Below are 26,172 nucleotides of genomic sequence, written 5' to 3'. Positions count from 1 at the left end.
GAAGCATTACACCTAATTGATGCCAAAAACTCGCCGGTATCAACTTCAAGAGCCAAGTAACAACGACAAACCGGAATAATTTACCAATAAACATGTAAAGCAAGCATGGCAGCCAAGCTAGACGGAGCCAGCCTGCCGCAACGCAAAGGGGGTCACCTACGATTGGTAACCAAGCAAATAAGCATTACTGGCCCCCGTTTAATTAACCAGCGCTTCAGCCGCCGATCTTCAGCTGGCTTAGATTCTTTCAGGGCATCAAACGTATTTCTTGCAATCAGACCTAGCCACCAATCTATCATCCCGCCTGCGGTATTACCAAGCGCCGCAACCAAAATGGCGACCCAAAAAAGATTTGGATTCAGCGAGACATACCCAAACAGAATCGGCTCTGAGCCAATGGGGATTAAGGTAGCCGATATCAGGGCGCTAAGAAACACTGCCGGCAGTCCAACCGCGGGCATTTCAAATAGATCAAAAACATACTGCAGTAGATGCTCCATTAAAAGAGAATCTCCGTTTTTATCAAGTAGTAGATAACCAACATCAATACAGACTTTCTATGTAGCGTAATCAATGGCTATAGCAATGGCGAGGTAAGGTGGGCTGCATTTTCTAGCAGTATCCGCCACCGCGGTCTTTGAGACCAGGATTCAGGATCCACCATGTCAGACTGAAGCAAATAAGAGTGAATCAAATTTTCCAAGTCTCGGCAGAAATCCTTGTCATACACAATCAGACTAATTTCGAAGTTCAGGCGTAAGCTACGTTGATCAAAGTTTACCGAACCGAAAATAGCAATCCGCCCATCTATTAATAAACTCTTGGTGTGTAGTAACCCCCCATGAAATTCAGCGATACGGATTCCAACACTCAGCAAGTCGGTATACATACTCCGACTACTCCAGGCGACTAAAGTTGAATCATTGAGTTTGGGCACAATTAAAGTAATCTTGACCCCGCGATGAGCGGCTGCCAGCAAGGCCTGCATTAAACCGTCGTCAGCTCCAAAATACGGTGTCGTAATAGTTAATTCGCTGCGCGCATCCATAATCGCAGACAGCAGCACTTGATACAAAATATCGTCACGATAGACGGGGCCACTGGCAAATTCTTGAGCTAACACGCTCCCCGCCTTAGCGGAAATCTGTGGGTGTGGATCGATAAAGCGAGTAATCTGGTTGGTGGCGACGCTCCAGTCGAATAGAAAGGTGAGTTCGAACTGAGAGACCACCGGCCCTTCAATTCTGATCAACGCATCCACCCACTCGCCGACCCCTGAATCTTGCTTAAAGGTGCGGGGATCAACTAAATTCATGCTGCCAGTCCAAGCTACCAGTCCATCAATTACAAATATCTTGCGGTGCAGACGCAAATCGGCACGGCGAAATTGAAAACGGCCAATTTGTATAGGCAGCGCTTCAGTAACCGAAATACCGGCATTTCTAAAGCGCTTTGGCCATGCTGATTTCAACCAAACCTTACTTCCCAAGGAGTCCAAAAGTACTCGGCACGCTACCCCGCGCTGAGCAGCCCTGATCAGAGCTTCGCCCACTAGATCAGCATCTCCTCCCAAGGCCCAAATATAGAACTCTAAATGCAAGCTTGTTTTGGCAGCATTAATTTCTAAAATGAATTGTTGCAAAATCTCCTGAGAATTGGAAACCAATTCAATTTTGTTACCCGCGATTAAAGTCGAGCCATTGCTCGATTCCGCTAATTGACTGAGGGCCCTCGCTTCAGCAGGAAGTAGATGAACATCGTCTTTAAAGTGGCGACGCATCTCGTTTGACACTACAACGTAGTCTTTTTCCATGCGTTTTATTTTTTGGGCAAGACTTCGACCTACGGGGCGCTCGCCAATCAACACATAAAGGGCAATGCCCAATATCGGCAACAGGATGACAATAAGTAGCCATGCAAAAACAACCCCTACTGGCCTTCTTACCCATATCATGCGGATAAAAAAAACTGCGACAACCAGAATATGAATGGGCGTAAGCCATATCAGATGAATATTAAAAAAGACGTTCATTAAATAAGCCAATAAATTCATAGCAACTCGAGTTCCGCGGAAATACCTAAGTGGTCAGAGAGCATCTGCTCTTCATGCAAAATTGTGGCCGCATGGATCTTAAAGCCGCGCACATAAATTCGATCCATTGGCAGCATGGGTTTGAAACTGGGGAAAGTCTTTGCAGGCGCCCCTGTCATCACCTCAAATACCTCTTGAAACCCAGCAGCCCGCATCGGTGAGCTGATACGATTGCGCCAATCATTAAAGTCCCCCGCCACGATGGTTGGACCTTGGTTCGCCAAGGTATCGATATAGCGCAGAATCTGCTCAAGCTGGCGCTCCCTACCGCGCTCAAATAAGGCGAGGTGCACACAAAAGCAATGAATGAGGTTTGCGGCATCTTCCAACTGCACAGAGCTATGCAGTAGACCGCGCTTCTCAAAACGATACGCTGAAATGTCATAGTTTTGCCCATGGTTTAATGGCCGCTTAGAAAGAATCGCATTGCCGTGGTGACCGGCTTGATATTGTGCGTTTCTGCCGTAGTGCCAAGCATGCCAACAGTCTTCAGATAAAAAATGGGTTAGCTCTGATGCAGGCCAAGCACTAAAACGTTTGGCATGACCGCGATGCTCTTGCTGAACTTCCTGCAAGAAAAGTAAATCAGGATTGCAGTCACGCATTTTTTGACGCAGACCATGCACCGTAGAGAGTCGATGCAGTGGCGAGACGCCCTTATGCAAATTCATTGACACAATATTGAACCGCCCGAACGGCAGCGAGGCCATTAAAGTTGTTCCTGAGCGCGCTGTCGGCGCAGTCTTGCTAAGTAGATCTCACTCTCCACCAAATCTTGACACTGCATGCATTTATTGCAAATAGATGCCTGATCTCTTAACTCCTCGATCGAGTCAATCGGATGGGTGTCAAGATATTCACGTAAATCCACATCTAGCACTTCATTGCAAAGACAAATTACTTCAGCCATAAGTCCAAATTGAGTTAGTGGGTAACAATAAGTTCATTTTGCCACTGCCTTGATAGAATCAAGTCTATGTTAAATGCCTTTCAGGATGCACTTTCTCTTCTTGCTCACTTCAACACCAGTTTAATAGGTATTGTGTTGACCTCCTTGCAGGTGAGCTTGACCGCCCTGCTCATTGGCTGCGTACTTGGTCTACCTCTTGGCGCATTTCTCGCCACCGAAGAATTTAGAAGCAAAAAGCTTATTGTTGTTGTCCTCAATACCTTAATGGGCGTCCCTACCGTAATAGTGGGCGTAGTTGTCTACCTTTTACTGTCCCGCTCAGGCCCCTTGGGAGCTTGGGGCTGGCTGTTTACTGTTAAGGGCATGATTCTGGCGCAAATACTGCTCACAACCCCCTTAATAGCCGCCCTCAGCAGGCAAATACTGGAGGATTCTTGGAAAATCCATCGGGACTCCTTTTTAATCTTGCATCTGCCACGCCTCTCTTATCTCAAATGGTTGCTATGGGATTGCCGCTTTTCGCTAACAATCGCTATTTTGGCTGGCTTAGCCCGAGCGATTTCTGAAGTGGGTGCGGTCATGATTGTTGGTGGCAACATTGATCACTCCACCAGAACCATGACAACAGCCATTGCCTTAGAAACAAGTAAGGGAGACTTACCACTCGCCTTAGCGCTGGGTATTGTCTTATTGAGTATTGTTTTATTGGCCAACCTAATTACCTTTGTGGTTCGACAAATTGCGGAGCGCCGTTATGGTTGATCAAAGATCTCTCTTTCAGCGCTACATCGAACTCAAAGACATCATCGTGAGAAGCAATGGCAGAACCATCCTCAATATTCCAAGCGCAATGATTCCTGCCGATCGAATTACTGCCTGCGTTGGCCCCAATGGCGCTGGAAAAACTACCTTGTTAAAGTTGCTCGAAGGCTTGATTAAGCCTGACGCTGGTACCCTGCGCTACTCTTATGCCCCTATTCGCACTGCATTGGTCTTGCATCACACACCCATGATCAAAGCCTCTACACGTGCTAATTTGAGTTTGATTCAAGACGCTGACCGCACTATTAGCAATGAGGATGTGAATCAGGTTCTTGACCGAATCGGCTTGGCTGACTTTGCTAGTAATCCAGCCCATCAATTATCTGCTGGAGAAAGACAAAAACTCTGCTTGGGGAGAGTCTTCTTACAAAAACCCAACTTGGTTCTGTTGGATGAACCTACTGCCAACCTGGATCCAAATACAACCGAACAAGTCGAGGGCATGATTCGCCAATTTAAGCTGCAAGGGTCAGAGGTCATTTTTACTTCGCACCAATTAGCTCAAGTGCAACGCTTGGCTGAATATATTCTGTTTATAGATCAGGGAGAAATTAAAGAAACAGGACCCGTAGGTCCTTTCTTTAGCAATCCACAAACGCCAGCCGCCAAGCGCTTCCTTCGCCAAGAATTAGAGGGTTTTTAATCCTTAGGTGTTCTGAATCACGATGTTCGGAAACTTACCACTCATATCCTTTGAAAGACTAGCAACTTTAATAGCCACTTGCCGTGCAATCGCTTTATAGGCAACGCTAATTGCGCCATCGGGATCTGCCGCAACTGTAGGGCGCCCTGCGTCAGCTTGTTCACGAATCGATAGATTTAAGGGCAAAGAACCCAAGAAATCGGCGCCATATTCTTTGCACATTTTTTCGCCACCACCTGCGCCAAAAATATGCTCTTCGTGTCCACAGCTTGGGCAAATATAGGTACTCATATTTTCAATAATGCCCACGATCGGTACGCCTACCTTCTCAAACATCTTGAGGCCCTTACGGGCATCGAGCAAGGCGATATCTTGGGGTGTCGTCACAATCACGGCACCAGTCACAGGCACCTTTTGCGACAAGGTGAGCTGGATGTCACCAGTGCCAGGAGGCATATCGACGATTAAGTAATCTAGGTCACGCCAACGGGTTTGACGCAACAACTGCTCAAGAGCAGAGGTCACCATAGGTCCACGCCATACCATCGGACTATCTTGGTCTATTAAGAAACCAATTGAGCTAACTTGCAAGCCATGGCCTTCCATTGGCTCAATTGTATTTTCTTCAAGTGATTCAGGGCGGCCTGAAATACCCAACATCATGGGTAGGCTAGGACCATAAATATCCGCATCAAGCATACCGACTTGCGCACCTTCAGCCACCAAGGCAAGCGCAAGATTGGCAGCGGTGGTGGATTTACCAACCCCACCTTTGCCACTCGCTACCGCAATAATATTTTTTACACCAGGCAGTAGTTTTACGCCGCGCTGTACAGAGTGAGCAACAATTTGGCTGCTTACATTAACGCTGACACTTTTCACCTCAGGAATTTCATGCAAGGCCTTAAGGACTTGCTCACGGATTGCATCAAATTGACTCTTTGCGGGATATCCCAAAAGAATCTCTAGGCTAATATCGCCCGCTTCAACGCGCAGATTTTTTACTGCCTTTGCAGTCACAAAATCGATTTGGGTATTGGGATCAACCAGCGTTTTTAGTACCGCTTGTACCACTTCAACAGTCACAGCCAAATCACACTCCTAATAAGAAAAATAAATTAAGGCAAACCCAAAAACACTCGGGTTAAGTTTGGGAAATTCCCACGGGGCATTTAGTCAATAGAGTGTAGATTAACCTCACCCTGAAAATACTGCTGAATGCGCCAAATAAAACTGGTAATAAACCGCGTGCATTTAACCCTACTCAGAAAGCGGAAAGCCAGCTTCGGTAACCAATTGGGCAGTGATTTCAGGCGATAAGTGGGTTTCCACAGTGAGTACTTGGGTAGTCAAATCCGCCTGAACCTTTGCCTGAGGATCCACCGTCTGAATCGCTCGTGTTACCGCATTAATACAGCCGCCACAGGTCATGCCAGAAACGGTGAGATTAAACATAGAGAACCTTTCAGTAATCTTAAGTAAAAAGGGGTAAGTTGGGGCTTATTAAGGTAGATTATCTTCTATATGGATGCTCACCAACAAATCAATTCCAATTTCTACACTTTAGACATTAGCGGCATGACCTGCGCCTCCTGCGTGGGTCGTGTCGAAAAAGCCTTAGCTAAAAACCCAGACATTGAGGCCGCTACAGTCAACCTCGCAACAGAACAAGCCCGAATCCGTGTAAAGCCAGGCTCTAGTCTTGGCGCTGAAGACCTCATTGCCTTCATTCAAAAAACGGGATATGGCGCTAAGGAGAGTTCTCTGCGCGGCAATGATGCGCCGGCAGCATCCACTTTATTTTGGGGGGCAGATGGTTTGGGGCGGGTGTGCCTCAGCTTTGCTTTGGCAGCCCTGCTCGTCTTGCCAATGATATTAATGCCACTGGGCATTCATTGGTCATTGCCGCCGGTATGGCAATTGGCATTAGCCACCCCCGTGCAATTTATCTTCGGCTGGCGTTTTTATAAAGCAGGCTACCAATCTTTAATGGCTGGTGCTGGCAATATGGATTTATTGGTGGCGATTGGCACTAGCGCTGCTTATGGCCTAAGCCTCTATCTCATGCTGAATTCTCCTTCTGACCTCCATCAAGAACTGTACTTTGAAGGCGCAGCCATCATCATTTGCATGGTCTTGCTAGGCAAATGGTTAGAGGCTCGCGCAAAACGACAAACCAGTACCGCCATTCGAGCACTGCAAAAGTTGTGGCCAGAAAATGCCAAGGTATTAAACCCTGACCTTGTGATGAGTGACGATCTTCCACTTGACCAATATCGCACGCTTCGATTAGAGCAAATCCTCCCCCGAGATAGGGTATTGGTACTGCCTGGTGAACGGATTCCTGTTGACGGAGTAATCATCATGGGAAGTAGTCATATTGACGAATCCCTGATTACTGGCGAGAGTAATCCTGTGAAAAAAGGGCTTGAGTCTCAAGTGATTGGTGGCGCGCTCAATGGTGAAGGCGTTTTGATCGTTGAAGCTCAAGCAATAGGAGTAGAAAGCGTGCTTGCGCAAATCATTGCTTTGGTAGATTCCGCGCAGACCCAAAAGGCGCCCATCCAAAAAATGGTGGATCAAGTGAGCGCAGTATTTGTGCCGACAGTATTCATGATTGCCATCATCACCGCCATTGCGAACTGGTATTTCGTCGACTCTGGAACTATAGCTATCTTGCGTGCCGTATCGGTTTTAGTGATTGCCTGCCCCTGTGCACTTGGCTTAGCCACGCCTGCTGCCATCATGGCTGGAACAGGCATCGCGGCTCGCTTCGGCATCTTAATAAAAGACCCTCAAGTTCTAGAACTCGCCCATCGACTTGATGTCGTCGCTTTCGATAAAACGGGTACGCTGACCCAAGGTAAGCCGCGCATGCTTGACCTCATGCCACTGGTTGAGGTCGGCACGAATACCAATCAAATACTTGCCTCAGCAGCGGGCTTGCAATTGGGAAGCGAGCACCCTTTAGCTAAAGCATTATTAGATGCAGCAAAAGAGAGCAAGGTCAATCCTATTGCATGTAAAGATAGTAAGGCATTGCCAGGCATTGGCATTGCAGGAACTTTGACGGCAGGCGACTATCAAGGTGAGCGCCTCTCTTTGCAGAGTGTCACTTCACTAGAGCATCACCCACAATATGCAGACTTACTGAACTTAGCCCAAGCGGGCTTTGATCAAGGTCAAACGATCTCCGTTCTACTGAAAGCGGATGCATCAGGCAAAGAAAACAGCACTCCAATCGCCCTCATTGCTTTTGGTGATGAGTTAAAACCCCAAGCTAAATTAGCGATCGCCTCGCTTCATCAAATGCACATCCGCACTGTGATGCTCACTGGAGATAATGAGTCAGCGGCTGCGCGCGTTGGAAGCTCGCTAGGCATTGATGAAGTATTCGCACAAATCATGCCGGGTAATAAAGCCGAGATTATTCAAAAACTACAACATTCAAATAACGGTAAGCAGCATCATTGGGTGGCTATGGTGGGTGATGGCATTAACGATGCCCCAGCCCTTGCAATGGCTGATGTCGGCATGGCGATGTCGACTGGTACCGATGTAGCCATGCAAGCAGCTGGCATTACCTTAATGCGCGGTGACCCCCTGCTTGTTGCCGACACAATTGATATCTCTAAAAAGACTTGGGGCAAGATTCAACAGAACTTATTTTGGGCATTTGCCTTTAATGCTATTGGCATCCCCTTGGCAGCTTTTGGCTACTTATCCCCTATGTTGGCAGGCAGCGCTATGGCACTGTCAAGCTTTTGTGTTCTGAGTAATGCCCTCTTATTGAAACGCTGGCGTCCTCGCAATATTCATTAGGCAAAGAGCGTATTTACGTATTTACGTATTTATTTTGGCCTACTGTTTAGCGTTCTTGCGAATCAATTCCATATCGCCGTAAAACGCTCGGGTTTCAGACTTGGTATTGTCGGTATCAGTCAAGATTGCAATGCCAATGACTGCGCCAGGGGTCTCTCCATAAGCCCGTTGGTAGTCACTCGCCAAGTCTCTTTCGTGCTTGCGCCATTCTCCCAAATTCTCCCAGCCAGAATCTACGACGATCATTTTGACTTGCGAAGTAAGTGCGTTATTCAGTACGGTATTGACTGGCGTTTTGCCCGACCAAATGTACATCAGGGTGGCGTAAGGTAACTCTTGGCCACTAATTAAATTGGCCATTTCGAAGTTGAGTTTTTCTTTCAAAGACAGTTTTGATTTATTGCCATCAAAGGCCACCAAAATCCGGAGCGGGGAATCATCGTTGGCTCTATCAGCATTATCTGCCCTGTCTAATGCCGTAGTTGCTTTCCATTCCCACTTCAGCCAAAGATTCTGTGCAGAACGGGGACGCAACTTCACTGCCAATCCAGACGCTGAAGTTTTTGCGTTCGCACTCAACACCGTTATGCCTTGATAGCCCTCTAGACGGTAGCTTGTATTCTTTTTATAAGGAGCGATGCGATAGAAATGCCAGCCTTCAGGTGTAGCAGAGCCCGGCTGCCCCGCGGAGAACTTGGGTAAATTCTCTTGTGCTGGTAGTTGATCCAAATTCACCGCCTGACCAGACTCATCTTGAATGGTGTTGTCACTAAATCCTGCGCAGCCACTGAAGGTGAATAGCAGCGCTACACCCAGGCAGCCAACCGCTTTTTTCCAATGCATTAATACAGTTTCGGGGCGATCGGGATGTCTAGACATAGTGCGATTGTCCCAAAGAATGATCCAACTAAGTCTAAAATTGCCTGAATCTATTCGATAAAGATCCAGATGCGCCATCCATCACCTTCTAGTTGGGCAGTAATCAGCATTTGCATAGTGGCAATCGTCCATCTTGCCCTAGGCTTCTCCTTTGGGTTCTCGGTCGATGAAGCGCACTACGCCCTGTATGCACAGCATTTGGCCTGGAGTTACTTTGATCACCCCCCGCTTGTCGGGTGGATTCAATGGCCTTTAATTGCGCTGACTACTAGCGAAGGGGTAATTCGCCTAATCCCCGAAGCTTTATGGCTGATTTCTGTCTCTTTAGTTTATCGAATCACACTCGAGCTGCATGATGTGATTCAAGGTCGGAGCTCTGGCTATTTGACGAATGTACTACCATCGGGACCAAGTTGTGGCTTGATGGCGACCTTAGCGGTAATAGCAGCCCCCCTGCCCCATGTGCTATCGATTGGCCTACTACCTGATACCTTGCTGACCCCGCTGAGTTTGGGTCTCATGTTGATGGCGTTGCGTTGGTTACGCAAAGAGCGCTTCTCATTGGGTGATTGGATTATTACTGGGGTCTTACTGGGGCTAGCTGGTCTGAGTAAATACACCGCTGTTTTTACCGTCGTTGCCTTACTCATGGTTTTTTTAAGTGCAAAAAGAAAGCCTTGGATTAATCAACCTGGCTTTTGGCTTGCTGGCATCATTGCCTGCGTCTTGATCAGCCCCGTCTTTTATTGGAACTGGGTAAATGATTGGATTTCATTCAAATATCAAATTGCACACGGCGCTGGAGGCACATGGGCCTTGCGCAGAGTCGCGGCATTTATTGGGATACAAATTGCCTGTTTTGGACCGCTCATGGTGGTGGGAGTGTATTTCTTTCTAAAACAGGGTTGGCGCAACCATCGACTCACCCTACTTGCTCTATTGAGCTTCTTTTTTGTCCCCTTCACGATCTTTGCCGCGCTTTCAGGTGGTGGCAGCCTACCCCACTGGACCACGCCAGCCTGGTTCTGTTTAGCCCCCTTTATTGGCATAGGCTTAGCGAAAGCTTGGTCTCAACAACGGCGACGCCTGATTAGTAGCTTATTCATTGTGCAAATAGCTTTGTGCCTCATCGGCTTTGGTTTTGTCTTGGCTGGCGGGCCTCCATCCGCCAACCTGAAGGCCAATCCGATGGCGGATCTCTATGGCTGGCAGAGCGCTGGTCAAAAAGCGGCCGAACTCGCTCATGCCAATAATGCTACTGGCATTGCCGTTCAGAATTGGACCTTAGGTAGTCGTGCAGCTTGGTATGCTCAGCCTTTACCTGTCTATGTTTTAGATCAACGGCAAGACCAATTTGACCTCTGGTTTGGGCAGTTACCCTTGGGTGCCAATGTGATTTTGCTCAATTGGTCAGGCTTGTCATACGTGCCCCCTACGGGAAAAGGCGCCGGCTTTGAGAGCTGTCGACTTTTAGATAGTCTAGAAACACGTCGTTTTGGGCAGCTTTTATCGACATTTGACTTCAGCCTGTGTACAAACTGGAGAGGCGCTGATTTAGTACGCTAATTTATCAAATTCAAGACCTTAGACTCGCAAGGCATTATCCTAACGCCTATGAGTTCACAACCCCAATCCACCCTTAAAGCCAGTCCAAGGTGGAAAATCATGCTAAAGAAGATCTGGCCATCCATCCGCATTGTGCTGTCACTATTATTGCTATGGAAAGCGACTAGCGGCATTGATTGGAATTCCTTACTGCATTCTGAAATTCAACTGCAACCAATTTGGTTTTTATTAGCTCTAGCCTGCATGACTCTCGCCTTTCTTTTGGGAGGCTTTCGTTGGGGAAAGTTTATGGAGGCAGTGGGCTTCCCTAGGCGTACCTTCTCTTATATTGGCCTCTATTTTGCTGGCGGCTTAGTAAATCAAGGTTTACCCAGCACCATTGGCGGGGATAGCTATCGAGCCATTACGGCAACCCACCTGACTCAAGGTGGTGAGCTTGCCCAAGAAAAAAAGTTGGATGCTCAGTTGCATCAGGCAGTTGACATAGATCATGCCCCGCCACGCTTACGCCTGAGCTTTGCGATGGCGTTCATTGACCGCTTTATAGGCGTGGTAGGCAACAATCTACTTGGCGGCATTGGCCTAGTGATCGGTGGCGCTACCCTAGCCATTTGGGGGCAAGATTTGGGTTATTTGGTCATCGGTGCAACCGCCCTTGGCCTGATCGTGCTCGCCCTAGGTTTAGTCTGGACACCAACGCGCCAATTATTAAACCAATTTTTGCAACGCTTTCAGATGATGAACGCCATGCCAGGCTTGCAGCTCGCATTTGCTTGGCCCATGAATACTGCCCAAGCTGCTTTTGCCGTCAGCATTCATTTCCTGACAATTTTGACGCTCTTTTGTTGCCTCAAAGCCTATGGTGTCAATGCTCCCATTGAAGCTCTCATGATCGGCCTCCCTGCGCTCAGTCTTTTGCTCATGCTTCCTATTAGCATTTCTGGATGGGGTTTGCGCGAAGCAACCCTTTCCTCGGTGCTGGCACTGTGGGGGGTGAACCCCTCCATTACTGTTCTCGCATCGATTAGTTATGGTGCAATTACGGTGATTGCTGTTTTACCCGGTGCCTACTTTTTATTAAAACGAAAATAAACTTTTAAAGTCAAATTATGAGTATTAGCGTTAATACGATGCGCGCAATTGACCATTGGGTTGGTGTGCCGCTATGCGCCTTAGTGAGCCCTATAGTGGCTTTGATAGATGGCATTAAAAATAGCATCCATCGCGACACAGATACCCCTCGCAAACTCCTGTTCATTGAGCTCTCTGAGATGGGTAGTGCAATATTGGTAGACCCTGCCATGCGCGATGCGCAAGCACGCGGCGCAGAATTATTCTTTTTGATCTTTAAAAGTAATAGCGCCAGTTTGACATTACTCAACACAGTCAAACCAGAAAATATCTTCACCATTGATTCCTCAGGTTTGGCAAGCTTGATTAAAGATACTTTGCGCTTCTTGGTATGGTCACGTCAGCAAGGAATCGATACCGTAATTGATTTGGAATTGTTTTCACGTTTCACCGCCTTGCTTACTGGTCTGTGTGGCGCTCGCCGCCGAGTTGGCTACGATATTTTTCATGGTGAAGGATTATGGCGCGGCACGATGTTAGGCCGCAAGGTTCATTACAACCCGCATATTCATATCACCAAAAATTTTCTCTCTTTGGTTTACGCGGCCTTTGCCAAAGAGATTGAGATTCCCTTTAGCAAGATTCATATTGCGGATTCTGAAGTTCGTTTACAGCAAGCTGAAATTGACCCCAAAGCGCTAGAGCGCGTTCAGCTTCGAATAGAAAAACTCAGTAAGGAAGCCGGTATTGAATTTACCCACGGTCAACAGCGCTTAATTTTGGTCAATCCCAATGCAAGTGATTTACTGCCACAAAGACGCTGGGCGCAAGCGCGCTTTTCTGAGCTCATCCAAGCGCTGCACGAACGATTCCCGCAGGATTTAATTCTGATTACGGGATCTGCTGCGGAGTTTGATTATGTAGAAAAAGTGCGGGTAGATGCGCAGGTTAAGAAAGCCTTAAACTTCGCCGGGCAAGTAAGCTTTGCAGAGCTGCCACCGCTCTATACCTTATCTGATGTGATGGTGACGAATGACTCAGGTCCTGGTCATTTCTCGGCAGTCACTCCTTTACGAACTGTGGTTTTATTTGGCCCAGAGACGCCAGCCCTTTACGGCTCAGTTGGTAACTCGATTGCCATTACCGCTAACCTCGCCTGCTCCCCTTGTGTGAGCGCAGCCAATCACCGCAAAACCCCTTGCCAAAATAATGTCTGTATGCAGGCCATTACCGTTCCACAGGTTTTGGAAAAAATGACCTATCAACTGCATGAAGCAGATCAAGCAAAGTCACGCTAATTAATATGACGGATAAGCCGGCCATTCGCCAGCAGGTTTGTGCAGTTTGGGTTTGGTGCGCTCCCATCCTGCTGTTGGCAGTAGTCGCACTCCTTTATCAAGGCGGATTGCAAACATCGACTTTTTTATTTCTTAATCGCGGGACGGCCTTTCTGCCCGATACACTTTGGGCTTGGTTTACTTTTCTTGGTAATGGCTGGGGTATTTTTGCGGTGTGTTTTCCTCTGCTGTTACTAGCGCCTCGGATGCTTTGCTCGGGAATAGTTGCGGGTATTATGAGCGCGATACTGAGCTCTTTCCTGAAGGCATGGTTTGAGTTTCCCCGACCAGCAGCAATCCTCAATGAAGTTGATTTTCATCGTATTGGTGAACCGCTCCTGCAAAAAGCGTTTCCTTCCGGTCATACGCTAACTGCCTTTGCTGTAGCTGCTGCGCTCTATTTCGCCTGCAAACCAGCATCCCGTCGTTCAATGTTTTGGGTCTTCATCGTTGCAAGCTTAGTTGGGCTTTCCCGTATCGGGGTTGGAGCTCACTGGCTTACTGATGTCCTTGGTGGAGCTGCTATTGGCTTGTGGTGCGGGCTAATAGGTGCCAGCGTCGCTCGCTACATTCCGAGCACTCAATTAGTGCCAACTCAGATTGGGCCAAGGTTTGTTGCCTGTGCAGGAGCTCTTGCCATATATATGTTGTTAACTGAAACCATGGATCTCACCCTAAACTTGCCTCTGCAATATGGAGCGGCAATACTCATTGCCATTACTTTGACATTCTTTGTTAAAGCCCAACTTAAAAAGAGTATTTAAAGGACTATGTTTAGCGATGTTTAGTTACCGCCACGCCTTTCATGCGGGGAGTCATGCAGATATATTGAAGCATCTGATCTCACTCTTATTGCTTGAGTATCTACAAGAAAAACCGGGTGCTATTACTGTAGTGGATACCCATGCCGGTGCTGGCATTTATCACCTAAAAGACGGCTTTGCGGCAATCAGCAAAGAGGCTGATCAAGGGATATATCGCTTGCAGCAATTTGCTCAGCAAGGTACACAATCGGGTAAGTCCGTGAGTGCAGTGGTGCTAGCTTATTTGCAAGCCATTCAAGCTGAGAATGGCAACGCTGAGCTGGATCTTTATCCCGGCTCACCATTTTTGCTGGCCCGTATGTTGCGGCCTCAGGATAGGTTAAAGCTGTTTGAGCTCCATCCAAAAGAAATCGACATCTTGCGTCACAACATCACGCAACTGCCGCAAGCAAAGCAAATTGATATCTATGCAGAAAATAGCTTTGCGCGCTTGAAGGGTCTATTGCCACCCCCCAGTAGACGTGGCCTGGTACTCATTGATCCATCTTATGAGGACAAACAAGACTATCGCAACCTAGAGTTGGCTTTAGAGGAGGCTTTGCAACGCTTCGCCACTGGCTGCTATGCCATTTGGTACCCCATCATTGCCAGAAGAGAATCCACAGCCTTGCCGGATCGACTCAAAAAGATTGCCGCAGCGCATACACGCTCATGGCTTCAAGCTGAACTGCGCGTAGAAAATTCACCGGGTGAGCGACGTTTGCAGGCAAGTGGCATGTTTGTGATTAATCCACCCTGGACGCTAGAAAAGCAATTGCAAGAAGCACTACCTTTTTTAATTAGCGCTCTGGCTCAAAATGAGGGCGCTAAATTTCTGTTGAAAAGTGTTGAGGTCTGACAAGTTTTGTTTTAACTTAATCGCTTACACGAATCAACACTTCATTGCGACGAAAAAACGGTAGTGTCCAAGGCGGGTTGTAACGCGCAAATTGCGGATCGCTCGCCTCCTTCAATTGACGGGTTTTCATCCAAGCTTGTAGTTCTTGGGTTTTCTCCAAGACCTTCTCTTCACTGTACCGGCCAGAGAAAGTAATCGCCGCCTTTTTCTCCGCAGGCAACTCTCTAATATGTACTCTGTCATCAAGTGGTTGAGGTAAATCCGCAAGCGTGTACTCGCTTGGCATCACAAATGACACGATCCATAAGTTCTTATTAGATGCTGGCTCATTTGGCTTAGTCTGCTTAGACTCCTGTATCGTGACGGGTGCCGTCATCGCAATACGTTGACTTAGATTGGTATCTTTGGACTCAATCGTCACTGGTGCCGTCATATTCATTTTGTTCTTGGCTTGGTTTTTACCAAAGATATAAGCAGCGATCAAACGAAAGCCTTGGCTAGATGCATCATCCATATCCCCTGCTACCTCTACCTCAGCCAAAATCAGCGGCACGTACTCGCGCAGTTCAAATGGAGTGGATTTTTCAAGCACGGTATATTTGGGTTCTTCAATAGCCATGGCGGCACTCGCAGAAAAGAGAATCGAGAGGATTGCAAGAATGAGGCTGATTCGCAAAAGTCGGTGATTGAGCATAAAGACCTTTTTGTGACAAAAACGCATTACCAACGAGACTGAATAGTAAATCCATTGGCATCGTAATTTAGGTTCGTTTGTGCACCTACTGGCAAGGTGAGCTTTTCTGGTTGATGGCCGAACGGCAGATCGGTCAAGATCGGGATATGCTGTGGCAACCTTTGACGGATAGCCTTAAGAGCACTCTCCAGGCTATAGCCACGATCGTGATCATGTAGGCGATAGGCAGTGAACCCTCCCAAGAGGATGGCGCTTTGATTGCTTAAGATACCCGCATCGAGTAATTGCATCAACATCCGCTCCACTCGGTAGGGGTGCTCATTCACATCCTCTAAAAATAAGATGCCACCACGAGTTTGATTTACGCTGGGTAAATAAGGGGTTCCCACTAAGCCAGCGAGGATAGATAAATTACCGCCCCACAATATCCCAGAGGAAGCTCCCTGCGGCATTGAACCCAGATATGTTTGCGGCGCTGTTACTTGGCAATCCAAGGTGCGCGCATCCATTGCTTGCACAAAATGTTGCCAAGTAAAGTTGTTGGGTGGCATTACTACACCAGCATCGTTAAGACTAGCAAAATCAAAATTGAGCATGGGGCCAGCGAGGCTAATTGCGCCCGTCTGCGCTAATAGCCCCAATTGAAATACTGTGAAATCACTGTGCCCACAAATCTGCAAGCCTTGTTCAATATTGCTTGCAATGGCTGCCCATTCAATATTGGGCAGCAAGCGATGCAATCCATAGCCGCCACGAATGGCCATGACTACTTTCTCAGGATCAACTTGGCTCAGCTCATTCATATCCGCAAGGCGCTGTTCATCTGATCCCGCAAAGCGTTGATCTACCCGCTCAAAACATGCGGTATTGTGAATTTCAATCCCCAAGGATTGCAGTGCCTCAACACCAGCGGCGGGGCTACGTATATCTAGACTAGCCCCGGAGGGCGCAATTAAATGAATGTGCTTCAACGCCGCTCCTTAAAAAAATCCCGCAGTACTTGGCCGCATTCCTCGCTCATGATGCCACCTTCAACTTGAGTGTGGTGATTGATCTGTTTTGCGGCAAAAATATCCAGGACACTGCCTGCTGCACCTGTTTTAGGATCGCTGGCACCAAACACCACTCGATCTAAACGAGCATGCAGCATGGCACCGGCACACATGACACAAGGCTCAAGCGTGACATAAAGTGTTGCGCCAGGCAAACGGTAATTAGATTCAGTTAGGGCGGCAGATCTCAATGCGAGCATTTCTGCATGGGCACTGGGATCGTGAAGTCCAATAGGTTGATTAAAGCCATTTGCAATGACAACACCATCACGCACTAGCACGGCTCCTACTGGTACCTCACCCGCCGCGGCTGCTAGTCGAGCTTGATCCAATGCTTGCTGCATAAATTGATGATCAAGCTCAGTTGACATGTAGAGTTCCGTGCTTATGACTGAGTAATGTCTACCCAGCAATTAGGAGTTTCGTATAAGCGTAACGAAGTTAATTGCAAGCTGCCTGCAAAGGCCTTAGCAAATATGGGCTCTAGTATTGCAAAGGCAGCGTTACCTAAGTTTTCAACGGTAGGCACCGAGTCCATGACCACGGTCTTATGATCGGGTAAAGAATTGAGGAATGCTACTAAAGCTACATCTTCTTTTGCTACTAAGAATGCATGATCCCAAGGCTCGACTACGTATTGATTGGTTAAGCGCTTAATGTCGCCAAAGTCGAGCAACATGCCATCATCTGCTTGGCCAGGGTGATTGGCGATCACGCCCGTGAGGGTGACCTCAATCGCATAGCGATGGCCATGGAGATGCTTGCATTGTCCATCATGATTTGGAATGCGATGACCTGCATCGAACTCTAGACGACGGGTGATGGAGATGGCTTTTGACTTATTGGACATATTTTATTTTCATTCTTATTTGAGACTTTGACCTAATTACCGAATGCCGATCATCTTATGCGCTTGCACACTCAAACGCCACAATGGACGCTTTTGACATAAACGCACGGCTAAGGCGGTATTTTCTTTTAAGGTCAGACCATCCATGGGTTGCAAGAAACGATTGCGATAATCCATGCCCTCGAAACGCGCTAATAGACTTTCCAAGGCTTGATGACCAGACTGCGGAATGACCAATTTAATTTCATCCGCTTGCAACACTATCAGATCAGAGCCGGCTTTAGGGCTTACACAGACCCAATCAATTCCCTTGGGAACCTTGATCGTTCCATTGGTTTCAATGGCGATCGAAAACCCTTTGCCGTGCAATGCTTCAATTAAAGCGGCATCTAGCTGTAAGAGTGGTTCGCCGCCCGTAAATACGACATAACGTTGTTGTGGCCCTGCGCCAGTACTCAGCCAGGCATCCTCAATCGCATTTGCGAGTAGCTCGGCATTCTCGAATTTACCGCCACCAGCGCCGTCACTGCCCACAAAATCGGTGTCACAAAATTGGCAAACGGCTGTGGCGCGATCTTCTTCCCGTCCACTCCAAAGATTGCAGCCGGCGAAGCGGCAAAAAATAGCAGCACGGCCTGCGTGTGCACCTTCACCCTGCAGGGTGGGGAAAAGTTCTTTAACGGTATACATAATTACAGCTGATTTTAAGCGGTTTACTTACTTCCAGGAGATTAGATCCCATTCCAAGTAATCCTCCCAAAGAGCCCCGCTCCAGTTCATCCCGCCCAGTATGTAGCGCCCATAACCGCGGCGAATAGCCCAGCGGCCAGTTTCTGGGGCAAGCCAGACATCTTCAGTACGCGCATTAGCAAGCCGAAAGACATCATTACTCTGAAAATAAGGCGCCTCTCTTTGATACTTTAGGGTTATAAACACGCCGGCAGGTACCGCTATCTGCTCCCAAGCAACCGCCTTGAGATTTAAATCCCAGTAGTAACTACTGTCTGGATAACCCACCACCTGATAACGGGTTGGATAAAAACCCGATCCGCCGATGAGCAACTGTTCGGGCCATATAGGGGATGGCTGCAAAAACCGTTGGGGTGGATTCCAAAAAGGGTCTTGAATGACATAGCCCCATGGGCCTTGAATCTCATCGGGCAACTGGCCTGCCTTTAGGCCGCTACGCTCAATCCGCACTTGCGGGCCGACCGAGGCGACTCTTTCGGTGACGATGTCGACGAGTTCGCGGTTAAACACATTGCGAACTTCATAAACCCATTGCTGCCCTACTTGTGGCGCTCTCACTGTTGGTGGAGATATTGGGGCAACTAGGGGAATGCCTTCAGGATAGGGTTGTGATGCAATACAAGCAGTCAATGTCACAGCCACACATAAGAGCAAAAGCTGGTGAATTTTCATTACTAGTGATTACTTATAAGCAGTCAGTTGCCACTGAAAACTTCCCTCTAGAATGACCGCCCCCACTTGACCCTGTATTCGGTAAGAACCAGAGACTTCGCGAGCAGCCCAACGCCCAATTTGAGGAACAAACCAAGTGGTTTCTTTATGAATACAGTCCACCTTATTGGGATCATCACTTTCGTAGTTGATCAATGACTGATAGCGCAGGGCAATAAACTCACCGGCGGGAACGGTAATCTTTTCCCAGCCCTGTACGCTCATATATTCTTGCCAATTCAACTGAGTAGCGGGGTAGCCTGCCACGCTATATTTAGTATTAAATTGTTGCGCCCAACTATTGGATAGCTGCAATGGCCAAAGTGGTAACGCGGGATTGAACTGGAGTACGCGGGCCCATTGCGTATCCGTCGCAACCATTCCCCAGCTTGTTTGTATTTCAGTAGGGAGTCGACCACCAACCGCTGTAGTGCGTTCAATCGTAATTGGGGAGCCAAGGCTGGTAACCCGCTCGTTGATTAAGCCCAGGGTTTGACCGTTAAATACATCCTTCTTAAGGTAGCTCCACTCTTGTCCGACCTGGGGAGGACGAACCAGTGGCAGCGGCTTAGGCTGAGCTACGGGGATACCGTGTTCATAAGAAAGGCTGCTACAGGCCACTGGCGCTAAGGCAGCCGATGCGATGAAAGTACGGCGAGATAAATTCATAGGGTTACCTCAGTAATGATGATTGGTGACTAGATCAATATGATGAAGTTTATATAAGCTGCAAGACTTTGGCTATCTTATTACGGGCAATGCTCGCTTTCGGGATGTCTGGCATCTCAAACCAGGCATCAACCTCTTGCTCAAAGCCAACGCCGTGCATAAAGTTGTAAATTGCCTTCTTTAGACCCATGCCAAGAAGATCATGATCTACTCCGCTCGGATCTATAAACCCGATGTCGTTCTTTGCAAAGCTAATCTCAGGCAATGGCGCTAAGGAGATGCCATAGGCTTGCGGATCCTTACCTACTGGTGAATGTACCGTGCAAGTAAAGCGATGAAAAAAGCCACTCTGAATACAGCCATTCTCGAAAAACTGACGGACATATTCCAAGGCGTCCACTGTCTCTTGAACGGTTTGCGTCGGGAAGCCATACATTAGGTAGGCGTGCACCAAAATTCCTGCATCCGAGAAGCCTTTGGTTACGAGGGCTACCTGCTCTACGGACACCCCTTTTTTCATGAGCTCTAGTAATCTATCCGAAGCAACCTCTAAGCCACCCGACATGGCTATGCATCCGCTTTGCGCTAATAACTCACTCAACTCAGGGGTAAAGGTTTTTTCAAAGCGGATATTTCCCCACCAAGAAATAATGACTTTGCGACGGATTAATTCCTCAGCAAGCGCCTTCAAGATCTTCGGTGGTGCAGCCTCGTCTACAAAATGAAATCCAGTCTGACCAGTCTCAGCAACGATCGCTTCAATGCGATCAACCAATAGACTGGCTGAAGCAGTCTCGTAGCGTGAAATGTAATCAAGACTCACATCACAGAAGCTGCATTTTTTCCAATAGCAGCCATGGGCAACAGTGAGCTTATTCCAACGCCCATCGCTCCACAGACGATGCATCGGATTGAGCATATCTAATAAAGACAAATACGAATTGAGGGGCAGTCCATCCCAAGTAGCAGTGCCCACTTTCTCAAATGGAACATCTGGCTCTTGCCAATTGATGTAGCGGACTTCATGGTTAGCATTGCGGATAAATGTCCGCACCAATCTCTCTGCTGAGCGCTTACCATTCAAATGCTCGATGAGGGCCAACAGGGGTCGCTCTCCAGAATCTAGGGAAATGTAATCTACAAAATCAAAAATGCGGGGGTCTGAGAGCTCACGCAACTCGGTATTGACATACCCGCCACCCAAACCCACCTTAATCTGTGGATCAATGATTTTGATGGTCTGAGCAATTCGCAAAGCGGCATACATCGCACCGGGAAAAGGTACTGACAACAACACCAAACTCGGCTGGTGTTTTTCTATAGAGGCCCGAGTTAATACTTGTAGATGCGAATCCATTAATGTGGGGCTTGCAGCCAAGGCATCCGCTAGCGGATTAAAGGTAGGCTGGCTACTCGCTAAGGATTCAGCGTAGCGAACAAACTCAAAGCGGTCATCCACAGCATCGCGCAAGACATCTGATAAATCATTGAGATAGAGAGTCGCTAAATGGCGCGCCCGATCCTGCGAACCTAAGGCGCCAAAGGCCCATGCTAATGAGTCCCCATCCTCTTCTTCATCATAGGCATCTAAAGAGGCAAAGCGTGGCCCCTCTGGCAGCAGGCTGCGACTATTAATCCGATGAGCCAGCGTGCTGTCACGCCCCTGTAAGAATGCAATGGCCAAAGCAATGCTGTGTTGATAATCAGCAAAATAATCAAGAAAGAAGTTCACGCTGGCACTGCGATTTTCTTCAGGCAACTTAAGCGCTTCCTCCTGAATCTCCGCCAAACCTTCTGGAGTGAAGAATCTGAGCACTAAAGCTAAGGCTAGGTCCTCTTGGACTGCTGCAAATTCTTGTGAGCGCAAAAAACCAGTGAGATACGCCGTAGAAGGATACGGCGTATTGAGCTGCGTCATCGGCGGAATCAGACTGAGTATCTTCATACTGCCTGCATCCGTTTCTCGATGGGCGATTCAAGTAAGCTCAGCTCTTCAGAAGAAAATCCTGCTTGCTGCCGCGCTTCAAAATTAAACGGCCCTCTTAATGTGGGCGCATGGTATTTTTTGGCTAATTCTCGATAAGCGGTGATCGGAGATACTTTTTCACCAGCACATAAAAAATTAAACCAGTGATTTCCAATGAAGACATGACCGATTTCGTCTTGAAGAATAATCTCGAGTATTTCTACTCCTTTGCTATCTTTGATTTGTGCAAAGCGATCCCGAATTCCGGGAACTGCATCGAGACCTCTTGCCTCCATGGTTCTTGGAACTAAGGCCATTCTGGCAATAACAGAATCAGTGGTTCTTTCAACCATTTCCCACAAACTATTGTGAGCTGGAAAATCGCCATAGCTAAATCCAAAAGATTGCATATGCTGATTGACTAAGCTGAAATGGTAAGACTCCTCTTTGGCAACCTTTAACCAATCTTCGTAATACTCCTTGGGCATATCTGGGAAGCGCCAAATAGCATCTAAAGCGAGATTCATCGCATTAAATTCGATATGGGCTAGAGAATGCCAAAGAATGGCTCTGCCTTCAATCGTATCCATTCTTCTCTTGGGGGCCCGCAAAGGCGGAACTAGCTCTGGCTTTACTGGGCGACCCGGAAGATCAAGGCTTTCACAGTCAAATTGCTTTGAGGGATTTAAGGCTACATCTTGCTGCTGATATTGAGTAAACAAGGAGTGCAACTGACTTACTTTAAATTGCGCATCGGTGCTCACCAATAATGCAAGAGCGGTTTCTCGTAATTCATCCATAGGCAACGGTAGAGCGATGCCGCCTATTCCCACTCAATAGTTACGTTGTTAAAACCACATACAAAACAGTGGGTTACGCCTGCTGAATTTGTATGTGTAACTTCTGTGTAACTAGATTGGTAGTGTGGCATTTAGACGATAAATTTAGACTCTATATATCTACGCTAGTAGGAATTTTGTCTTTTTAGATTGAGTAAATAAAGTGGCGGTCCCGAACACACTGGAAAACGATTCAATATATTAGAGGCCTATCGTGTAATAAATCATACCCGTGGTTGAATTCAAGGATTGATAAGCAGCCTGTCTATATGCACCCACTATTGAAACTGATTGATTTTTCTCAAGCAAATAAGATGCTCCCAAACTTGCAGTAGCTCTTGTGTAAACGGGATTGGAATTAAATCCAAATGGGGTTAAGCCATTAATTCCACTGGCACTATAAGTCCCGTTGGAAGTTGAAATATCCTGTTCAAGACCAGCACTACCAAATAGAGTGGTTTTCGATGTCAACTGATGCGAAGCGCCTAATCCACCAACAACAGTAGTTGCATTAGTATTTAGAGCTTGGTAGGTTAACGGAGCAGTCACGGATGCAGAACTTCCTTCGGTATACCCTCCCATACTATTAGCGGTATATCGCATACCAAGATATGGGGCGATAATGATTTTATCCATCATCGCAAATCCATACTTAGCAACTAACTGTACGCCGCTACTAAATAGAGTAGAAGATCCGCTGCCAGGCTCAGTGTTATTGACTACTTGACGGGTAATCGTGGCATTCTTTTGTCCATAAGCTGCAGTAAACTTAGCTTCAGCACCAGTGCCATCTGTTCTTTGAGCAATAGCTACAAAAGCCCCCATCAGTGGAGTGCTATTGCCCAATTGCACAGTACCTCCAGGATTACTGGAAGATAAATTTTGATCAAAATAAGCACCTACCCGCACGTTGTTACTAGCGCGATATGCTGCAATTAAGAGTGCGCTAGAGTTATTTAACCCATTTGTATTGGCAATGGCTGTATTTCTACCGCCAACCGAAATACAAATGCCATTCTCACCAAACTCATTACAGTCATAACTAAAGCTGTTAACCAGAACGCTATTTTGTAAAGCAAAAGTACCCTGCAAGGCATTGGCAGTATTTACTAAAGATTGTTGAGTATTGGCGGTAGTAAATTGGTAAATATTCAAATAAACATTATTGGCATCATAAAAAAGATTAGTCGCATTGCTAAGATTAGTGCTGTAGCCTGCAAACGATCCACTGATTCCAGCAGTTGTTGACAGTAAGGTATACCGAGTATTGCTATAAGTTCCGCTTGCACCAGTGACATACAAAGTACCGCCTAATTTCGCTGTTCCTGTTATAGCTAGTTTGTCAGCAGACGTTGGGGATACGCGTAATCCAAATGTTCCAGAAGACGTTTGAGCAAACACTCCTGTGACGGTATGGGTAACGCCTGCACCAGAAGAAGTAATTCCAAAATAACCTTGATTCTCAAAACGGGCTGTGGAGTCCCCAGTAATAGAGACCTGACCATTGATAACCCCGGTAGATTCATTAATAATAGTTGTACCACTTGATGCATCTGTTTGTTGAATAGCGTATGCTCCAGAAGCTGCATTTAAAGTACCGTAGTTCAAAATCGTATTGTTACTACCAGTTATTTTGATTGCGGCGCTACCAGCACCCGTCACACTGATTATTCCAGCTGCAGCATTGGTCACTTCATTGTTTCCCACAGCTGTAACACCTTGGCTATTAGTTCCTGTCATTGTGATGGTAGAAGTATTTAAAAAATCATCACCATTATTAAGCGTGTAGGCTGTTGCGCTATTGCTGTTATTTGTTAAGGGTGCTGAATTGGTAGTAGGGGTATAAATACCTGGCACAGTTGGATCGTATGCATAAACAATTCCATTGTAAGTATAGACACCAATAAATTGATTTTGATAAATCGAGTTGGCTGATACTATGGCTCCAGGAGCTGAAGCTGGGGCGGTAATTTCGGTCCAGGTTGATGTCCCATCAGCCGCCACATGAACGACCCAAGCATGGACATTACCATTTGAATCAACGGAGTCAGCTACGAGGTTATAGGTCTTACTTGCACCAGCACCAGTAATCCCTTCAAAATGGGTTGCCACAGTTGTAGTGCCAGTTGGAGCCCCGGTGGGAATTGGTGCTACATAGGTAACATAGGCTCCAGTGCCCTGCTGGTTATAAATATACGCTACGGTACCCGTACCATTTAACGCGCTAGTTACTACATTGGCATAGCCACCAGCAACTACATTTCCGCTGACTCCGCCATAGACACCATATGCCGTAGTACTTAGTGCACCAGGTTTATTCAAGCTAGTATAAATTCCGGTAGTTGTGTTGTAAGAAAATGCATTTCCATTAGCCAAGGTAGTGTCATAATTGCCTACAACTTGGTTGCCATAGTGACTATGCGCCAAGGTGTTTTGGACAAAATTAGATGTGTTATTAACAAGCGTGACTGAAACTGGGATCGTCAGCTTAGTAAACTGTCCCCCCAGCGCTGCATCATACAAAAAACCTTGATCAGCATAAATAGTCTTCCCAGCCGAGGTATATGTATTGACAGTATCTTTGTAACTACCCACCACGGATAAGACTCCTGATGCCGATCCATACGCAGGACCATAAGGCGTCAAACTGATGACTTGATTACCACCAATTGTGAGATTGCTTTGGGGTGTTGTCGTTGTTGATGCAGTAGCACTTGCAGCTGGAGCTGTATACCCAGAAGGAAAAATGCTGACCAGTGATTGAGATAAGTTTGAAGAGGGGCTCGTTAGAAGTCCCCAGGTTGATCCTGAATAACTATCATTGGTAATGGAGTAGTTGCCGGTAATAGTTCCATCTCGAATACCAGTTACGGTAGTGATGGAGCTTTCAGTCGATGTACCAGAGTTATATTGAAAGCCTGTCGCAGTAAGTTGCTGAGAACCAGCATAAGTAGAAGTACCGTTACTGTCGATAGCTAAAGCGCTAGTAAAGAAAAAAGGAGTAAAAATTAATGCGAAATTTTTAGTTCTAATAAAACGAAATATGGAAATCATAATGCCTCGTAGGATTAAACTGTGTTGCAACGCCAGTGCGGTAGTCGTCAAAATATGCAAAGACAGCTCTAAGGTCTAAAGCGATTCTATTGTACCTTTTTTGATTTAAAACAATATGTGTGTCCGCCCTAAAATGGGGAACATATTAGTAATAGCTTTTATGAGTCAAAAATGTTGGACTATTTAGTCATCGCCTAGAGTCTTACTGAATCAACCTACGCCTTAGAAGCTCTAAAAATGAGGCTAAACAACACTAAAAACAATGGCTTTAAGGTATTGGCTTTTGGTGTGGCATAGGCATCGAGAACCTTGGGGTTAAGTGGAATGTGATGGATCTGACATGCCATTGTGTAGTATCCCCCGTCAAGCCGACATTCCTAAAGTGTTGTTTTCTGCCTGTGCTCGATAGTCTCTAGGCGATATTCTGCCAAGAGAGCTGTGCGGTCTTTCTTCGTTGTAAATAGTGATCCAGTTTTCTGTTATTTCACGCACCTCCCTGAGGTTTTCAAATAAATACGCGTTGAGTACTTCATGACGGTAGGTTTTATTAAAGCGTTCAATAAACGCATTTTGTTGAGGCTTACCCGGTTGTATAAATTTCAGTTCAATCCCTTTTTCTTCGCACCAGCCCATGAACACGGCAGACCGAAGTTCGCTCCCGTTATCGAGCCGTATGGCTTTGGGTAAACCATGGATATCCTCTAGTTGCTCTAGGGTTCGCACTACTCTAGCTGCTGGCAGGCTAATATCAATTTCAATCGCCAAGATCTCACGGTTGGATTC

The 26,172-nt window shown here is 46.9% G+C and carries 26 protein-coding genes; 8 read left to right on the top strand and 18 right to left on the bottom strand.

Translation table 11 applies throughout. The features are described from left to right. Window positions 1-152: 152 nt before the first annotated feature. The 4 genes from CP950_RS08950 to CP950_RS08935 form a co-directional block, all read right to left on the bottom strand. The gene (locus CP950_RS08950) at window positions 153-500 is read right to left on the bottom strand and encodes a YqaA family protein (protein WP_336437104.1); all 348 of its coding nucleotides are present in this window, start codon (window positions 498-500) and stop codon (window positions 153-155) included. 77 nt (window positions 501-577) lie between these two features. Further along, window positions 578-2,053, bottom strand: a complete 1,476-nt coding sequence (gene cls / locus CP950_RS08945) for a cardiolipin synthase (protein WP_096674547.1) — start codon at window positions 2,051-2,053, stop codon at window positions 578-580. Beyond that, window positions 2,050-2,763, bottom strand: coding sequence for an endonuclease/exonuclease/phosphatase family protein (locus CP950_RS08940; RefSeq protein ID WP_243391974.1), 714 nt, complete (start codon window positions 2,761-2,763; stop codon window positions 2,050-2,052). Before CP950_RS08940 ends, cls begins: the two co-directional genes overlap by 4 nt. 38 nt (window positions 2,764-2,801) lie before the next feature. Beyond that, complete coding sequence (locus CP950_RS08935) at window positions 2,802-3,002, bottom strand: hypothetical protein (RefSeq protein WP_096674543.1); 201 nt, start codon at window positions 3,000-3,002, stop codon at window positions 2,802-2,804. Window positions 3,003-3,068: 66 nt separating this feature from the next. Between CP950_RS08935 and CP950_RS08930 the strand changes: the two genes are divergently transcribed. Beyond that, entirely contained in the window at window positions 3,069-3,764 is a 696-nt protein-coding gene (locus CP950_RS08930) for an ABC transporter permease (RefSeq protein ID WP_096674541.1), read from the top strand. Further along, window positions 3,757-4,467 carry an ATP-binding cassette domain-containing protein gene (locus tag CP950_RS08925; protein WP_096674539.1) on the top strand — a complete coding sequence of 237 codons (711 nt, stop codon included), beginning with the start codon at window positions 3,757-3,759 and terminating at the stop codon, window positions 4,465-4,467. The genes CP950_RS08930 and CP950_RS08925 overlap by 8 nt, the downstream gene beginning before the upstream one ends. Window positions 4,468-4,470: 3 nt before the next feature. Here the strand turns inward: CP950_RS08925 and apbC are convergent, their stop codons facing one another. Together apbC and CP950_RS08915 are read right to left on the bottom strand one after the other, a co-directional pair. Then, the gene (apbC, locus tag CP950_RS08920; protein ID WP_096674537.1) at window positions 4,471-5,559 is read right to left on the bottom strand and encodes an iron-sulfur cluster carrier protein ApbC; all 1,089 of its coding nucleotides are present in this window, start codon (window positions 5,557-5,559) and stop codon (window positions 4,471-4,473) included. Window positions 5,560-5,727: 168 nt separating this feature from the next. Further along, window positions 5,728-5,922 carry a heavy-metal-associated domain-containing protein gene (locus CP950_RS08915; protein ID WP_096674535.1) on the bottom strand — a complete coding sequence of 65 codons (195 nt, stop codon included), beginning with the start codon at window positions 5,920-5,922 and terminating at the stop codon, window positions 5,728-5,730. Window positions 5,923-5,991: 69 nt separating this feature from the next. Between CP950_RS08915 and CP950_RS08910 the strand changes: the two genes are divergently transcribed. Then, the gene (locus CP950_RS08910; protein WP_096674533.1) at window positions 5,992-8,289 is read left to right on the top strand and encodes a heavy metal translocating P-type ATPase; all 2,298 of its coding nucleotides are present in this window, start codon (window positions 5,992-5,994) and stop codon (window positions 8,287-8,289) included. Window positions 8,290-8,328: 39 nt separating this feature from the next. Here CP950_RS08910 and CP950_RS08905 read toward each other — a convergent pair whose 3' ends face one another. After that, window positions 8,329-9,168, bottom strand: a complete 840-nt coding sequence (locus CP950_RS08905) for a DUF3047 domain-containing protein (protein ID WP_243391973.1) — start codon at window positions 9,166-9,168, stop codon at window positions 8,329-8,331. A 69-nt stretch (window positions 9,169-9,237) separates the two neighbouring features. Between CP950_RS08905 and CP950_RS08900 the strand changes: the two genes are divergently transcribed. The 5 genes from CP950_RS08900 to CP950_RS08880 all read left to right on the top strand — a co-directional run bounded on the left by CP950_RS08900 (window position 9,238) and on the right by CP950_RS08880 (window position 14,804). Next, on the top strand, window positions 9,238-10,734 hold the full coding sequence (locus tag CP950_RS08900) for a glycosyltransferase family 39 protein (RefSeq protein ID WP_096674531.1): 1,497 nt from the start codon (window positions 9,238-9,240) through the stop codon (window positions 10,732-10,734). A gap of 99 nt (window positions 10,735-10,833) precedes the next feature. Then, window positions 10,834-11,826, top strand: a complete 993-nt coding sequence (locus CP950_RS08895) for a lysylphosphatidylglycerol synthase transmembrane domain-containing protein (RefSeq protein WP_243391972.1) — start codon at window positions 10,834-10,836, stop codon at window positions 11,824-11,826. Between the two features lie 17 nt (window positions 11,827-11,843). Then, window positions 11,844-13,103: a glycosyltransferase family 9 protein gene (locus tag CP950_RS08890; protein ID WP_096674527.1), complete on the top strand. Its 1,260-nt coding sequence runs from the start codon at window positions 11,844-11,846 to the stop codon at window positions 13,101-13,103. A gap of 5 nt (window positions 13,104-13,108) precedes the next feature. Next, window positions 13,109-13,906, top strand: coding sequence for a phosphatase PAP2 family protein (locus CP950_RS08885; protein WP_096674525.1), 798 nt, complete (start codon window positions 13,109-13,111; stop codon window positions 13,904-13,906). Window positions 13,907-13,922: 16 nt separating this feature from the next. After that, on the top strand, window positions 13,923-14,804 hold the full coding sequence (locus CP950_RS08880; protein WP_096674523.1) for a 23S rRNA (adenine(2030)-N(6))-methyltransferase RlmJ: 882 nt from the start codon (window positions 13,923-13,925) through the stop codon (window positions 14,802-14,804). 16 nt (window positions 14,805-14,820) lie between these two features. On the opposite strand, the gene CP950_RS08875 is transcribed toward CP950_RS08880, so the two are convergent. From CP950_RS08875 to CP950_RS08825, 11 genes are all read right to left on the bottom strand, one after another. After that, a complete protein-coding gene (locus CP950_RS08875; protein ID WP_243391971.1) occupies window positions 14,821-15,480 on the bottom strand; it encodes an SOUL family heme-binding protein in 660 nt (219 codons plus the stop codon). Window positions 15,481-15,524: 44 nt separating this feature from the next. Next, the gene (locus CP950_RS08870) at window positions 15,525-16,469 is read right to left on the bottom strand and encodes an LD-carboxypeptidase (protein WP_096674521.1); all 945 of its coding nucleotides are present in this window, start codon (window positions 16,467-16,469) and stop codon (window positions 15,525-15,527) included. Further along, window positions 16,466-16,921: a tRNA adenosine(34) deaminase TadA gene (gene tadA, locus CP950_RS08865; RefSeq protein WP_096674519.1), complete on the bottom strand. Its 456-nt coding sequence runs from the start codon at window positions 16,919-16,921 to the stop codon at window positions 16,466-16,468. The genes CP950_RS08870 and tadA overlap by 4 nt, the downstream gene beginning before the upstream one ends. A 14-nt stretch (window positions 16,922-16,935) precedes the next feature. Further along, window positions 16,936-17,400 carry a 6-pyruvoyl trahydropterin synthase family protein gene (locus CP950_RS08860; protein WP_096674517.1) on the bottom strand — a complete coding sequence of 155 codons (465 nt, stop codon included), beginning with the start codon at window positions 17,398-17,400 and terminating at the stop codon, window positions 16,936-16,938. A gap of 36 nt (window positions 17,401-17,436) precedes the next feature. After that, a complete protein-coding gene (gene queE / locus CP950_RS08855; RefSeq protein ID WP_096674515.1) occupies window positions 17,437-18,093 on the bottom strand; it encodes a 7-carboxy-7-deazaguanine synthase in 657 nt (218 codons plus the stop codon). A 24-nt stretch (window positions 18,094-18,117) separates the two neighbouring features. Then, entirely contained in the window at window positions 18,118-18,822 is a 705-nt protein-coding gene (locus tag CP950_RS08850; RefSeq protein ID WP_096674513.1) for a hypothetical protein, read from the bottom strand. Window positions 18,823-18,831: 9 nt separating this feature from the next. Then, the gene (locus CP950_RS08845) at window positions 18,832-19,530 is read right to left on the bottom strand and encodes a hypothetical protein (protein WP_096674511.1); all 699 of its coding nucleotides are present in this window, start codon (window positions 19,528-19,530) and stop codon (window positions 18,832-18,834) included. 49 nt (window positions 19,531-19,579) lie between these two features. Next, complete coding sequence (locus tag CP950_RS08840; RefSeq protein WP_096674509.1) at window positions 19,580-21,475, bottom strand: B12-binding domain-containing radical SAM protein; 1,896 nt, start codon at window positions 21,473-21,475, stop codon at window positions 19,580-19,582. After that, a complete protein-coding gene (locus tag CP950_RS08835) occupies window positions 21,472-22,296 on the bottom strand; it encodes a ferritin-like domain-containing protein (protein WP_096674507.1) in 825 nt (274 codons plus the stop codon). Before CP950_RS08835 ends, CP950_RS08840 begins: the two co-directional genes overlap by 4 nt. A 240-nt stretch (window positions 22,297-22,536) precedes the next feature. Further along, window positions 22,537-25,389 carry a beta strand repeat-containing protein gene (locus tag CP950_RS08830; RefSeq protein WP_096674505.1) on the bottom strand — a complete coding sequence of 951 codons (2,853 nt, stop codon included), beginning with the start codon at window positions 25,387-25,389 and terminating at the stop codon, window positions 22,537-22,539. A gap of 363 nt (window positions 25,390-25,752) precedes the next feature. Beyond that, window positions 25,753-26,172, bottom strand: a 420-nt coding sequence (locus tag CP950_RS08825) for an integrase core domain-containing protein (RefSeq protein ID WP_133092099.1), incomplete at its 5' end; no start/stop codon positions are given.

The organism is Polynucleobacter meluiroseus (genome assembly GCF_900205755.1).
GTDB lineage: Bacteria > Pseudomonadota > Gammaproteobacteria > Burkholderiales > Burkholderiaceae > Polynucleobacter > Polynucleobacter meluiroseus.
The sequence above is the reverse complement of the archived record's forward strand: the minus strand, read 5'-3'. Positions and strand labels throughout refer to the sequence as shown.

Excerpts from the sequence above, each read along its gene's own strand:
- CP950_RS08835 (WP_096674507.1), bottom strand. The coding sequence starts at position 22,296 with ATGGATGAATTACGAGAAACCGCTCTTGCATTATTGGTGAGCACCGAT.
- CP950_RS08935 (WP_096674543.1), bottom strand. The coding sequence starts at position 3,002 with ATGGCTGAAGTAATTTGTCTTTGCAATGAAGTGCTAGATGTGGATTTA.
- CP950_RS08910 (WP_096674533.1), top strand. The coding sequence starts at position 5,992 with ATGGATGCTCACCAACAAATCAATTCCAATTTCTACACTTTAGACATT.
- CP950_RS08950 (WP_336437104.1), bottom strand. The coding sequence starts at position 500 with ATGGAGCATCTACTGCAGTATGTTTTTGATCTATTTGAAATGCCCGCG.
- CP950_RS08885 (WP_096674525.1), top strand. The coding sequence starts at position 13,109 with ATGACGGATAAGCCGGCCATTCGCCAGCAGGTTTGTGCAGTTTGGGTT.
- CP950_RS08930 (WP_096674541.1), top strand. The coding sequence starts at position 3,069 with ATGTTAAATGCCTTTCAGGATGCACTTTCTCTTCTTGCTCACTTCAAC.
- CP950_RS08850 (WP_096674513.1), bottom strand. The coding sequence starts at position 18,822 with ATGAAAATTCACCAGCTTTTGCTCTTATGTGTGGCTGTGACATTGACT.
- CP950_RS08925 (WP_096674539.1), top strand. The coding sequence starts at position 3,757 with ATGGTTGATCAAAGATCTCTCTTTCAGCGCTACATCGAACTCAAAGAC.
- tadA (WP_096674519.1), bottom strand. The coding sequence starts at position 16,921 with ATGTCAACTGAGCTTGATCATCAATTTATGCAGCAAGCATTGGATCAA.
- CP950_RS08915 (WP_096674535.1), bottom strand. The coding sequence starts at position 5,922 with ATGTTTAATCTCACCGTTTCTGGCATGACCTGTGGCGGCTGTATTAAT.
- CP950_RS08880 (WP_096674523.1), top strand. The coding sequence starts at position 13,923 with ATGTTTAGTTACCGCCACGCCTTTCATGCGGGGAGTCATGCAGATATA.
- cls (WP_096674547.1), bottom strand. The coding sequence starts at position 2,053 with ATGAATTTATTGGCTTATTTAATGAACGTCTTTTTTAATATTCATCTG.
- CP950_RS08860 (WP_096674517.1), bottom strand. The coding sequence starts at position 17,400 with ATGTCCAATAAGTCAAAAGCCATCTCCATCACCCGTCGTCTAGAGTTC.
- CP950_RS08900 (WP_096674531.1), top strand. The coding sequence starts at position 9,238 with ATGCGCCATCCATCACCTTCTAGTTGGGCAGTAATCAGCATTTGCATA.
- CP950_RS08845 (WP_096674511.1), bottom strand. The coding sequence starts at position 19,530 with ATGAATTTATCTCGCCGTACTTTCATCGCATCGGCTGCCTTAGCGCCA.
- CP950_RS08940 (WP_243391974.1), bottom strand. The coding sequence starts at position 2,763 with ATGAATTTGCATAAGGGCGTCTCGCCACTGCATCGACTCTCTACGGTG.
- CP950_RS08895 (WP_243391972.1), top strand. The coding sequence starts at position 10,834 with ATGCTAAAGAAGATCTGGCCATCCATCCGCATTGTGCTGTCACTATTA.
- CP950_RS08830 (WP_096674505.1), bottom strand. The coding sequence starts at position 25,389 with ATGATTTCCATATTTCGTTTTATTAGAACTAAAAATTTCGCATTAATT.
- CP950_RS08905 (WP_243391973.1), bottom strand. The coding sequence starts at position 9,168 with ATGTCTAGACATCCCGATCGCCCCGAAACTGTATTAATGCATTGGAAA.
- CP950_RS08840 (WP_096674509.1), bottom strand. The coding sequence starts at position 21,475 with ATGAAGATACTCAGTCTGATTCCGCCGATGACGCAGCTCAATACGCCG.
- CP950_RS08890 (WP_096674527.1), top strand. The coding sequence starts at position 11,844 with ATGAGTATTAGCGTTAATACGATGCGCGCAATTGACCATTGGGTTGGT.